At 64.2% G+C, this 11,921-nt stretch carries 4 protein-coding genes; 1 reads left to right on the forward strand and 3 read right to left on the reverse strand.

The genetic code is table 11. From position 1 onward, the window contains the following. Positions 1 to 306: 306 nt before the first annotated feature. Together H8B15_RS16260 and H8B15_RS16265 are read right to left on the reverse strand one after the other, a co-directional pair. The gene (locus tag H8B15_RS16260) at positions 307 to 2,028 is read right to left on the reverse strand and encodes a RagB/SusD family nutrient uptake outer membrane protein (RefSeq protein ID WP_187320710.1); all 1,722 of its coding nucleotides are present in this window, start codon (positions 2,026 to 2,028) and stop codon (positions 307 to 309) included. Further along, positions 2,015 to 5,155, reverse strand: a complete 3,141-nt coding sequence (locus H8B15_RS16265; protein ID WP_187320711.1) for a SusC/RagA family TonB-linked outer membrane protein — start codon at positions 5,153 to 5,155, stop codon at positions 2,015 to 2,017. The genes H8B15_RS16260 and H8B15_RS16265 overlap by 14 nt, the downstream gene beginning before the upstream one ends. Positions 5,156 to 6,002: 847 nt before the next feature. Here H8B15_RS16265 and H8B15_RS16270 point away from each other — a divergent pair. Further along, positions 6,003 to 6,818 carry a LacI family DNA-binding transcriptional regulator gene (locus H8B15_RS16270; protein WP_343069174.1) on the forward strand — a complete coding sequence of 272 codons (816 nt, stop codon included), beginning with the start codon at positions 6,003 to 6,005 and terminating at the stop codon, positions 6,816 to 6,818. Between the two features lie 57 nt (positions 6,819 to 6,875). On the opposite strand, the gene H8B15_RS16275 is transcribed toward H8B15_RS16270, so the two are convergent. After that, positions 6,876 to 11,210 carry a two-component regulator propeller domain-containing protein gene (locus tag H8B15_RS16275; protein ID WP_187320713.1) on the reverse strand — a complete coding sequence of 1,445 codons (4,335 nt, stop codon included), beginning with the start codon at positions 11,208 to 11,210 and terminating at the stop codon, positions 6,876 to 6,878. Positions 11,211 to 11,921 lie beyond the last annotated feature (711 nt).

Genomic DNA, 11,921 nt, shown 5'->3' on the forward strand with positions numbered 1-11,921 from the left:
ATGAAAAGTCGGTCAGGAGAAAGGGTAGGGCGTAGGTCCGGTAGGCGAGCGTTCAGGGTAGGTATTGAATAGAGGCTGTTCGGAAAGTAGCCTGTCATGCTGAGCTTGTCGAAGCATCTCTACCGCTTCGTGGCGGACGATGTAGAGACGCATATTTGCGTCTCCTCGTTGAACGACTAACGCTAGAACAGCTTAAGCAAACAACGTCAGCAACGCGAGGAGACGCAAGTATGCGTCTCTACATCGTCCGCCACGAAGCGGTAGAGATGCTTCGACAAGCTCAGCATGACAGGCTAACACAGGGCGTTAGTACCCCGGATTCTGCTTCAGCTGGGTGTTTTTGGCCAGGTCGCCCTGCGGAATGGGCATCCAGTTCTGGTAGTCAAAGAACCGATTCTCAAACACCTTCACTTTGCTGTAGCTCAGCTTGCCGGTGGCTTTGTCGGGGGTAATCAGCATGCCGTATGCCGGGGTAGAGAGCACGCCGTCGGGGCCGGCCGTGATTTTCCAGCGCCGGATGTCAAACCAGCGCTTTTCCTCGAAGGCCAGCTCCACGCGCCGCTCCCGGCGAATGTAGGCGCGCATGGCGGTTTGGTCCAGGCCGGGCGTGAGCGGGGGTAGCTCGGCGCGGGTGCGCAGCTGATTCAGGGCGGTGTACACGCTGGCGTCTGGACCCACGGCCTCGTTCTGGGCCTCGGCGTAGCTGAGCAGCACCTCCCCGAGACGGAAGATGATGAAGTTGGAGCCGTTGGCGTTCTGGGCGCGGCTGGTTTGCGCCAAGATGCGCTCGTCCAGCGTTTTGCGGCCGTAGTAGCCGGTGTTGCTCACGTCGCTGGTCGAGTTCAGATCAATCTGGTTGTTGCCCCCGATGCGCATGGTCAGCACGTCGCCCTGCCAGGCGGCGCCGTCGTAGAGGATGGACTGGTAGAAGCGCTTCTCGCGGTTGGCATATGGGTCCTGGGGGTTGTAGCCCGAGGCCGGGTCGGTGATGGGGAGGCCGTTCTTCATCAGGTAGGCATCCACCAAGCTCTGGGTAGGGGCAAAGTTGCCCCAGCCCTGCTGCACGCCCTTCACATACACCGGCCCGTAGGTGCCCTCGCGCGAGTGGCCGGCCGTGACAGCTATATATTCCTTGTTGAAGATGACCTCGGAATTGTCGTCATTCTCCTGCAAAAACATGTCGGCAAAGCTCGGAAACAGGGAATAGACCTTGGAATCGATGATTTGCTTGTTGGTGGCGGCGGCGGCGGCCCACTTGGCCGCGTCGTTGCCGGGGTTGGCCAGGGGGCTGGCGGCAAACAGCTGCACCCAGCCCTTCACGGCCAGCGCCGCGCCCTTGGTGGCGCGCCCGTCGCCCTTGCGGGCCGCGGTGGCGGGTAGGTCGGCGGCCGCCGCGTCGCAGTCGGCGGCAATAAAGGCCACGGTTTCGTCGAGGTTGGCGCGGGGCACGAACAGGTTATCGGGGTCCTTGCCCGCATCCAGGGGCTTGTCGATGAGGGGCACGCCGCCGTAGCTGGTGAACAGGTAGGAGTAGAACAGCGCCCGCAGGAAGCGCACTTCTGCTACCCGCTGTTTTTTCCAGGTGGCCGAAACGTTGCCCGAGTACGTCTCTACGTTCTGCAAAAACAGGTTGCACTTGCGGATGCGGCTGAAGTTGCTTTCCCAGTCCCACATGCCGTTGGGGCCCGTGGGCACGTTGGCCGCCGAGATGGCGCCAGCGCGCACCACGGTCTGGGCCGTTTGCCAGCCCGCAGCGCAAAAGCCGTTATCCGAGTATTGCTCGGTGGTCTGGTTGGAGTCGTTGTAGGAGCTGGCGATTTGGTTGTAGATGTCGTTGACGACCAGATCGGCCGTCGTTTCGGTGCTGTAGGCGCTGGCTTCGTTGAGCGCGTTTTTGGGGTTGACGTTCAGGAAATCGTCGTTCTGGCAGCCGGGCAGCAGCAGCGCGGCCCCCAGCAGCAGGGCCGGGGCAAGGCGACGGAATGGGGTGAGCTGATACATGGGGTGGGGTCGATTAGAAGTTGGCATTCAGGCCCACGGAAAAGACCTGCTGCTGATAGTAGTTGCGGTTGTCGCCGGCATTGTCGGGGTCGATGGTTTCGCGGATGTAGGGCGTCCAGGTCAGCAGGTTCTGGCCCGAGACGTAGAGCCGCACCGATTTCAGCGACTTGCCCAGAATCGAGCTGTCGAAGGTGTAGCCAAACTCCGCGCTCTTCAGGCGCACGAAGGCGCCGTTGCGAATCCACCACGACGAGCCCTGGGTGTTATTGGCCGTGGGCGTGCCGGTCAGGCGGGGGTAGAGCGTGTTGGTGCGGTCGGGCCGCCAGTACTCCTCGAAGGCCAGCGTGGTGGCCGAGCCGGCCTGCTCGAAGGGCCACACGAAAATGTTGTTCAGGTAGAGGTTGCTGCGCGCGGCGCCCTGCACCAGAAAGTCCAGGTCGAAGTTCTTAAACGACAGGCGCGGGGCCAGCCCGTAAATCAGCTGGGGCGTCTGTGACTTGCCAATCACGGTCTGGTCGTTCACGTCAATTTTGCCGTCCCCATTCAGGTCCGCGTAGCGAATGTCGCCGGCGCGCACCGGGCCGAAGGTGGGCACGGGCACGCCCGGCTTCAGACTGTTGCCGTCGGGCGTGAAGTCATCCGGGGTGAAGTAGCCCAGGGCCTCCAGGCCAAACTGCGTGCCGATGGGGCGGCCCGTTATGCGGCGGTTGGGGTTGTCGTAGGTAGCGCTGTTCTCAAACACGTTTACCAGCGTGTTGCGGGCGTAGGTGAAGGTGCCGGTCACGTCCAGGTTCCAGTTTTTGGCCAAGTGCCGCGACGTGCGCACGGTCAAGTCCAGGCCGCGGTTCTTAATCACGCCCGCATTCACCAGCCCTACCCCAATGCCGTACTCGCCGGGCAGCACACTAGTGCGCGAGGTCAGCACGTTGGCGCGCTTCTCGTAGAATAGGCCGGCCTCCACGCTCAACGCGTTGTGCCACAGGTTGAACTCCAGGCCCACGTCGGTCTTGTTGGCCCGCTCCCAGGTGATGCTGGGGTTGCCCTGGCGCACCTCGTAGAGGCCCTGCACGGTGCTGCCATCCAGCACGCCGGCGGGGCTGTAGGGCGAGTAGGGGCTCAGGTACTCAAACGCGGCAATGTTGCCGTTGATGTAGGGGTAGGCCCCCGACTGCCCCCACGAGGCGCGCAGCTTCAGGTTGTCCAGCCAGCTGAAACGGTCCTTCAAGAAGGCCTCCTCACTCAGGCGCCAGCCCGCCGAAAAGGCCGGGAAGAAGCCAAAGCGCTGGCCGGGCGCAAAAATGTAGCTGCCGTCGTAGCGGCCCGAAGCCTCCAGCAAATACTTGTCGGCGTAGGCGTAGGTGGCGCGGTAGATGTAGCCCAACTGCTTGGTCTGGAACGAGGTGCCGCCGTTGGTAGCGTCAGCCGGGGCCGGGCCGCCGAAGTCCAGCTCGTCAATCGAAGTGTTGTAGTTGATGCGGTTGGCCTGAAACTGCTGGTGCTTGAGCGTGCGCCACTCCACCACGGCCAGGCCCGTTATTTCGCTCTTGCCGAAGGTGCGGGCGTAGTTCAGGTAGCCCTGCAAGGTGAGGGCGCGGTCCTGGCCGTAGTACTCGAAAAAGCTAGGCTTGGAGCTGCCCTGCGTGCCCTGCTTGTAGGTGTAGGGCTGGGTGCTGGTGTCCACGTTGTAGAACGTGATGGGCGTGGTATAGCGGCGCTGCAAGGAGCTGCTCGGGTCGTAGTTGGCACTACCCTTCAGGCTGAGGCCCTTCACGGGTAGCTGCTGCTCCACCATGAACTGGATCTGGGTGGTAGGATTCTGGTTGACCTGGTTGCCGCTGCCGTAAATCTCCCCAATCAGCGACTCGCCGATGTAGCCCGTGGGTAGGCCGTTGCTATAGCGCACGGGGGTAGTAGGCGCCTGGCGGTGAGCCTGGCGCAGAATAGAGCCCGCCCCGAAGGAGGGGAAGTGCTGCTCCTCCAGCCAGCTGTTCACCGACAAGCTCACGCGGGTGGTGTTGGTGGCGTCGGCCGTCACGCTCAACGAGCCGTTGTACTTGTTCAGGTAGGTGGGCTTCCACATGCCGTTTTGGCGCGTAAAGCCCAGGGACGCAAAGTAGTGCACCTTGTCGCCGCCGCCGGTCAGGGAGAGGTTGTGGTAGGTGAGCAGGCGGTTTTTCAGGATGATGTCGCGCAGGGGCTGCCCGTCGGGGTGGCCGTCGGGGTCCGAGTGGTCCTGAAACTTGCGCAGGTCGTCGTCGGAGTAGGGGAGGGTCCGGTTAGGGTCGTTCGGAAAATCGTTGGCGACCGTGGCGTTGCGCATCAGCGCGTACTGGTAGGAGTTCACGAACGTGGGCAGCCGCGTGGGATTCTGGATGCCCACGTAGGCGTTGTAGGTGAGCTGGGGCGGCCCCTTGCGGCCCCGCTTGGTGGTCACCAGCACCACGCCGTTGGCCCCGGCTACCCCGTAGGGCGCCACCGCGGCCGCGTCCTTGAGCACCGTAATCGTCTCGATGGTATTGGGGTCGAGGCGGCTGAAATCGCGCGGCACGTTGTCGACGATGTACAGGGGCTGGGTGCCGCCGGTGGTGCCAATCCCCCGAATCTGAATGTTGGCGCCGTCGAAGCCTGGCTCGCCGCCGCCCTGGGTGGAGATGACGCCCGCCACGCGCCCGGCCAGGGAGTTGGTCACGTTCACCACGGGCTTCTGGGCAATGTCGGCCGCGGGTAGGGTCGACACGGCCGCGGTGGTCGAGGTCTTTTTCTGGGTGCCGAAGCCGACCACCACCACTTCGTTCAGGGAGTTGGCCTGCTCATTAAGCTTCACGTTCACCTTGCCGCCGCTCTGCACTTCCACTTCCTGGCTCACAAAGCCCACGAAGGAAAACACCAGCGTGGTGCTGCCGGCGGGTAGGGCCAGGGAGTAATTGCCCGCGGCGTCGGTAACCGTGCCCGTCGCCTGGTCTTTCACCCGAACGGTTACGCCGGGTATAGGCTCGCCCTTCTGGTCGGTGACTTGGCCGGTTACAGGCGCCGCTTGGTTCTGGTACACGAAGGACCGCGGCGTGGCCCCCGCGGAAACCACCGCTCCCGGCAGTAGGGCAAACGGCAGCGCCAGGGCCAGTAGCGACGCTCGCGGTAGTAGTATTTTTTTCATATAAGGGGAAAGAATGGGTGGGATAAGAAGTAAGGGCAAGACCGAAGCCCTAGCCCGATTACAGGCGGTAGGAGTACCCGGCAGGCAGCGGAGCGGGGAAGCAGAGTGAAATCGTTTGCTGCCCTGGGGGCCGGCCAAATCGGCAGCTTATGCGCCACGCCGACCCTGGGTTTATTTCCTGCAATCGTATGCGAATAACTCGAACACGTGTGCAGGCTGAGTGCTGCGCAATCCGGGAATGGTGCAAGATTACAGGGTTATTTCCGCTTCGAGCCGGGGGAAAACGGGAAAAAAACCGGGTCATTTCTGCTTCGTCCACGTTTCGCCAACCGATTTTATGGGGATGCTACCCATCCAGGCAGGCAGAGGGTAGGCACCGGCGCCGGTCGGGCCGTAGGCGAGTAGAAGTGCACCTACCCCGCGCCGGTAGCGAGGCACCGCGGCGGGCGGCTGCGCACTGCAAACGCGGGCAGACGGCTCAGGGGTGTTCTTGAATTTTACCCGGTTTATTTGCGGATCTGCCCCTCCTTGGTTTATGCTGGGCGCGGTAGTATTGCCGGCGGGCAAGTCGAGGCGTTGACCTCGCTGGAATACCGCCAGTAAGTGGTGGAAACCCGCCCGCTCCTCGCGCCCAAACCACTGCCTACCCCATGGCCACTCGCCGCATCTCTAAGGATTTAGCCCAGGAACTAAACCTGTCCACGTCCACCGTGTCGCGGGCATTGGCCGGGGTGCCCACTATCAGCTTCGCCACGCAGCAGCGCGTGCACGAGTTGGCCCACCGGCGCAACTTCCGGGTGAATGCCCTGGCGGCGGGCTGCGCAAGGGCCGCACCGGCGTGCTCAGGGTGCTGGTGCCCACACTCACCGGGACCTTCTTCCCCGAGGTGCTGCACACTATCAGCACGGCCGCCACCCGCGCCAAGCTGCGCGTCATCATCTGCGAGGCGGACGAAAGCGAGCAGCAGGAACAGCAGCTTCACTGGCTCCTCACGGCCCAGGTCGACGGCCTGCTGGTGTGCGCTACCAATCCGGCGGGGTCAGCCGGCCACTTCCAACTGGCCCGGCAGCGGGGCGTGCCCCTAGTGTTCTTCCACCAGGCCGGCCCGGGTAAGGACGTACACGCCGTGGTGTTGAATCAGGTTCAGGCGGCCTACAAGGCGGTGAGTCACCTGCTGGCGCAGGGCCGCACGCGCATTGCGCACTTCGCCGGACCCGCACACCAGGCTGCGAGCCACGACCACCGGCAGGGCTACGCGCAGGCGCTATGCGAATACAATGTGCCTTGGAATGAGCGCCTATTGTACGAGGGCGAAGCGACGGTAGAGGCCGGCCGCCGCCACCTACAGGCCGCCTTGGCAAGCGGTGTTCTACCCGACGCTCTATTTATATCGAATGAGGTAGTAGCCCTCGGTGCCCTGCAGGTGCTCCACGAGCGAGGGGTGCGCGTTCCAGAAACCATAGCCCTGGTAGTGTGCGGCGGCACCGGCCTGGCGGCGCTGGCCTCCCCGCCCCTAACGTCGCTCGACCTGCCCGGCCGCGAGCTGGGCCACGCCGCGGTGCAACTGCTGCTGGCGCTTCTGGCCGATCCGGGCGGTGCTTGCCAGCGCATATACCTCACGCCCCAGCTCCACGTGCGGGCCTCCTCTGCGGCTGGGTCGTGAGTGGGTAGGAGCCGCTTGCGGATGTTTTGCTTCAACAGTGGCTGCCGGGGTAGGGCGTTAGTGGGAGGAGTCCGGAACCTCGCGGCTGGACCGTTGCTGCCGGATGTATTCGGAAGGGAGTACCCCGTACACTTTCTGAAAGGTTTTGCGGAAGTACTTCTCATCGGCAATACCCACCTGAAAGGCTACCTCCGACACTCGCATGTGGGTGTGGGAGAGCAGCTGCGCGGCGCGCTTCATGCGCACATCCCGGATAAACTCCACGGCCGTTTGCCCCGTCGCCGTCTTGATACGGCGGTAGAGCAGAGACTGGCTCATGCCGGCTTCGCGGGCCAGCACCTGCACGCTGAACTCGGGGTTGTCGAGGTTGCGCTCCACAATGGCCATGGTGGTTTCCAGAAACTGCTTGTCGGCGTCGGCCACCACAATTTCGGTAGGTTCCAGCAGGATTTGGCGCTGGTAGAACTCGCGCAGCTTCTCGCGGTTGCGTAGCAGTCCGACCACTTTGGCTTGCAGCAGCTGGGGGTTGAAGGGCTTGCTCACGTACTCGTCGGCTCCCACACCCAGGCCTTCCAGCTCGTGCAGGGCAGCGGTGCGGGCCGTGAGCAGCACCACCGGAATATGGCTGGTTTTGGGGTGCTGCTTGATTTTCTGGCACAGCGCCAGCCCGTCGCTGCGCGGCATCATCACGTCCGACACCACCAGGCTGGGCAGGTGGCGCAGGGTTTCCTCCCAGCCCGCCAGGCCGTCCTCGGCCAGCAGCACGGTGTATTCGCCCTCAAACAGCTGGCGCAAATACGCGCGCACGTCCTCGTTGTCTTCCACCAGCAACAAGGTCGGCCGGGCGCTTGGGGAGGCGGCTGGGTCTTCTGGCTTAATGGCGTCAGGCGGCAGTAAGGCGCGCGCTTCGTCCAGCAGCTCCGCCGTGGGGTCGGCGGGCGGACGGTCCTCGGGAGCTAGGTGCTGCTGGCCGAAGGGTAGGCGCAGCTCGAAGGTGGTGCCCTCGCCCTCGGTGCTCACCACGCGCAGGTCGCCGCCGTGGCGCTCGGCAAACTGTTTAGCCAGCGCCAGCCCAATGCCAGTGCCCATAAGAGGGCGGGCGGCCGTTGGTGCCGCCTGGTGGTAGGGGTCGAAGATGCGCTCCAGCTCCTGGGCCCGAATGCCCGCACCGGTATCGGCCACGGTGACGCTCAGGTAGTTGCCCGTCAGCTGGCGGTGGTGATAGACGGCCTCCCCGCCGGGGTTGCCCACCAGGGTAGCGGCCAGCTCAATCCGGCCCGGCGCGGGCGTGTACTTAAAGGCGTTAGCGAGCAGATTGGTGAGAATGGTTTCCAGCTTGTGGTAGTCCACGTACAAGGGCACGGGCTCGGCCGGCACCTCCAGCGCGTAGTCCAGCCCCTGGCTTTCGGCCTGCAACCGGAAAGCGCCGTACAGGGTCGTCAGCACGGGTACGATGTCGCCGTAGCGGACGCGCAGGGGCGCGTGGCCGGTTTCCACCTTCCGAAAGTCCAGCAGCTGATTGACAAGGGCCAGCAGCTTGTGCGTCTGCTGCTGCATGAGCCGCAGCTTGCCCCGTTGCCCGGCGCCACCCGCCTTGGGGTCGGCCATCATATCCTCTAGCGGACCCAGAATAAGGGTGAGAGGCGTGCGCAGCTCATGGGAGATGTTGGTGAAAAAGCCGAGCTTCAGATCCGTCAGTTCTTTTTCCTTCTCGGCCTGAAACTGCTCCAGCACCAGCTGGCTTTGCAGCCGCTGCTGGGCCATTTCCACGCGTCGGTACCAGGCCACCGCCCCCAGCGCCACCAACGCGTAGGCCGCGTAGGCCCACCACGTCCGGTACCAGGGTGCCAGCACCGTGACGTGCAGCGTGGCCCGCGGCCGCGACCAGGCCCCCTCGCCGTTGCTGGCCTTCACCCAAAACGTGTACTGGCCCGGGGGTAGGGTGGTGAAGCTGGCCGTGCGCCGCCCGGCCGCCGGGAACACCCACTGGGGGTTGTAGCCTTCCAGCCGGTAGGCGTAGCGGCTTTTCTCGGGGTTGGCAAAGTTCAGGGCAACAAACTCCAGGGAGAAATCATTCTCCGCCGCCGTCAGGGTCACGGCCTGCGGCACGCTCAAGGCGTGCCGGAGCAGCACCCGGCCGTGCAGCCGGGTGCCTACCCCCACAGGTTCGTTGTTGATTTGCAAGCCCATCAGCTGCACCGTGGGCGGAACGGGGTTGGGAAACACGGTGCGCGGCTGGAAGTAGCTGATGCCGTTCTTGCCCCCGAAGTACAGCGTGCCGTCCTGGGCCCGGTAGGCGGCGCCCACCTTAAAGGCGTTGCTTTGCAGGCCATCCGACACGTCGTAGTGCAGGTAGCGGTGGGTGCGGGGCTGGAAGCAGTAGAGCCCGTTGCCGCCAATCCACAGGTTGCCGTCGTCGTCGGCCAGCAAACTTTCCACGTCGCTCGCCGGCAGCCACTGCTGGTACGAGCGGATAGTTTCCCGCCCCTGCGCATCGGTCATCAGCTGTTGCAGCCCCCCGCCAATGGTGCCCACCCAGAGGGCGCCTTGCCGGTCGAGCAGCAGGGGCCAGACGTAGTTGACGGGTAGCCGCTGGCCGGGGGGCGAGTGGTAGGCAAACTGTCGCCGCAGCAGTACGGAGTCGGGCGTGACGCGCAGCTTGAGCAGGCCCGCGTCGGTGGTGCTGGCCCAGAGCACGTCCTGGGTGCGGTCGTAGAGCAGGAAGGTGAAGCGCGAAGAAGGCAGCGCCCGGCCCGCCGCCTGGTGGGCCCCCAGCAGCTGGCCCTGTTGGCTGAGGTGAAACAGGCCACTCCCCCGGGTGCCCAGCCACAGGGTACCGAACCGGTCCTCCACGATGCTTTCAATATCGGCCTGGCGCAAGTCCACGGCGCCCTGGTCCAAGATGGTGTAGGTGGTCAGCTGCTCGTGGCCGCTGGGGCGGGTGAGGGCCACCAGCCCGTGGCCGCGGGTGCCAAACCAGAGCGTGCCGTTGGAGCTTTGAAAAACGGTGGAAACGATGATTTCGCCGGCGCCGGATTGCGGCTGCGTAAGGTAGGAGCGCGCCTGGTTGGTGGTCAGGTTGTAGCACACCACGCCATTGCGCGTGCCGTACCACAGCAGGTTGCGGGCCTCTTCCTTAAAGATGGCGTTGATGTAGTTGGTCGGCTGCCGCGGTTGCCCCAGCAGCAGTTGGCGGATGCTGGCGAAAGGCTTCTGCCGCAGGTTCACCCAGTTCAGTCCCCCATCCGACGCGCACAGCCACACGATCTGGTTACGGTCTTCCACAATCTGGTAGATCTGCTCGGAGGTGAGGCTGTTGGGCGCCCCATCGCGGGGCAGGAAGCGGTGCGGCGGACCCACTTGCAAAGGCGGGCGGTTGGCCACGGCGGGCCCGGTTTCCCACACGTACAGGCCGGTGGTGGTGCCTACCCACAGGCGGTTGAAGGAATCGACGAGCAGCGTTTGCAGCAGCGGCAGCTGCTCGGGCAGGGGCGTGGCCCGAAGCTCTTCCGGCCGCCTACCCGCGGCTCCGGGCACCCACCACACCTGGTGCTCGGTGCCCACCCACAGGTTGCCGCGCCGGTCGAGGTGCAGGGCCCGCACGCTGGCCGCGGCCACGGCGGTAGGGCGGGCCACCCAAGGCTGCACCCGACTATCAACCACGTGCAGGCCGGCCGACGAGCCAATCCAAACCGCGCCCTGCGGATCGACGGTCAGCGCCCGCACCGCGAAGGCCTCCGCCCCAACGCCCGCGGGCCGCACCGCCGCAATCTGCTGCACCTGCCAGGGGCTGGGCCCTACCGTGAGCACAAACAAGCCCTGGTTGGTGCCCACCCACAGGCGGCCCGCCGCGTCGCAGGCCAGGGCGGCCACGTCGGCCTGGGCCAGCTGGCGCAGCAGGGCGTGGCCGGCCCGCGAAAGACCCGCACGCGCCACCAGGCGCGCAAACCGGTCGTGGTTGGCCTGGTACACGCTCAGGCCCGCCAGCTCGGTGCCTACCCACAGCCGCCCCCGCGCATCCGCAAGCAGCGTGCGGATGCGGTTAGCCGACAACCCGTTCAGCGCGTTGACGGGCAGCACGTAGGGCTTGAGCGTGTAGCCGTCGTAGCGGTCGAGGCCCCGGTTAGTGCCCACCCAGATAAACCCGGCCTGGTCTTGCGCCACGGCCATGGCGTCGCTGTGCGCCAGCCCATCTTCAATGGTAAGGTGCTCGAAGCGCAGCTTGCTCGCCGGGGAGGGTTGCGCCAGGGTAGGGCCAGCCACCGCCAGCATCAGCATCAACATCAACAGCAGCCAGTAGCAAGCAGTTGACCAGCCTGGCGTAGGCCGCCCACGCCGCTGTAGCTGCCTGATAAGCTGATCGTAACGAAGAAGGGTGGAGGGGAAGAGCAAGAATAAATGCGCAAAAAAATAGTCGACCGTAGAAGCTAGCAACACGAATATAAGCAATTGGTGGCAAGGCCGCTACGCTTGCGTACCAGGATGCGGATAGCCGTCGGCTACTCCTCCAGCGGGTGCGAAGGCTTGCACGGCGCTGGTGCCTACCTTCTTCCTGGCTGAGTGGGTTGCGCTACGCTGTAAGCAGGTGTCAAAACGCGGGCGGAGCAAAAATGGCCCGGCTTTTTTCCCGAATACTCCCGGCTCGCAGCGGAAATATCCCCGTACTCTTACGCCTACTTCCGCAGCACGCAGCGTTGCTTCTAAGCCCACCGGCCCACAACCTGTAGTCGTGCGCTGGTGAAGGCTGCACTGGGTGTTGCAGCACGAGGCAAGCGTGCCTGTAGCCCGCCATTTCGCCGGATTCGGCTGATTTGTTACCCCATGCGACTATTTCCCACAGGGCTTCACTAGCACCTTTGTTCTGCGTCTGGCCGACCACGCAAAACGGGCCTGTCGGACAACGGGCGCCTGGGCAACCAGCTATTTCTCACGCCTTTCAAGTAGCTGCCCGAACACGCTTTCGGGGTAAGCATGGGCCAAACCCCATGGGCAGATGAGTTTTTCACCACCATATTTTTCAAACACCATGAAAATCACCACCACCGGCTCCCTCGGCAACATCGCCAAACCAGTTGTTGAGCAGCTGCTAGCCGCCGGCCACGA

The organism is Hymenobacter citatus, assembly GCF_014333615.1.
GTDB lineage: Bacteria > Bacteroidota > Bacteroidia > Cytophagales > Hymenobacteraceae > Hymenobacter > Hymenobacter citatus.